General features: G+C 66.9%; 2 protein-coding genes. Both read right to left on the bottom strand.

Annotation, left to right across the window (positions count from 1 at the left end; all coding sequences use genetic code 11):
* Window positions 1-183, bottom strand: a 183-nt coding sequence (gene merE, locus DLK05_RS16905) for a broad-spectrum mercury transporter MerE (RefSeq protein WP_127345107.1), incomplete at its 3' end; no start/stop codon positions are given.
* A partial coding sequence (gene merD / locus DLK05_RS16900) for a mercury resistance co-regulator MerD (protein WP_148114130.1) occupies window positions 180-539 on the bottom strand: 360 nt, incomplete at its 5' end. The genes merE and merD, both read right to left, overlap by 4 nt.

Below are 539 nucleotides of genomic sequence, written 5' to 3'. Positions count from 1 at the left end.
GCCGGTCAGCGTGAGGGCTGCAATACCCCAGTGCTCCCCGATGAACGCGCCGGCCGTCGTGCCGGCTAGCACAATGGCGAGAATCGGCAAATGGCAGGGACAGGTGAGCACGGCCAGCGCGCCCCACAAGTAGCCGGTGATCGGTTTGTGCRTCTCAGACGGCAAGTGCTCTGGGCTGTTCATGGCAGACTCTCCGCGTGCTGTGCCGGTTCGGTTGGCATGGCGGCCAGTTGCATTTCGAGGCTGGCCAGGGCCTCGCGCCGACGCTCGACGAGTTGCCGCAACACGGCAAGCTGCGCAGACGCACCGTCACCGTCCGCAGCATCCAGCGCCCGGCACAGCCGCGCCAGTGCGTCCAGGCCGATACCCGCTTCGAAGGCAGCCCGTACAAAGCGCAGCCGTTGCAACGCGGTGTCATCGAACAAGCCGTAGCCGCCCGTGGTGCACGCGACCGGCCGTAGCAATCCGCGCAGCAGGTAGTCGCGCACGATATGCACGCTCACCCCGGCATCAAGGGCCAGCCGGGACACTGTGTAGGC

The sequence above is a fragment of the Ancylomarina longa genome (genome assembly GCF_003996985.1).
GTDB classification, from domain to species: domain Bacteria; phylum Bacteroidota; class Bacteroidia; order Bacteroidales; family Marinifilaceae; genus Ancylomarina_A; species Ancylomarina_A longa.
Note: the sequence above shows the minus strand (reverse complement) of the source record. Positions and strands in the feature narration are given on the sequence as shown.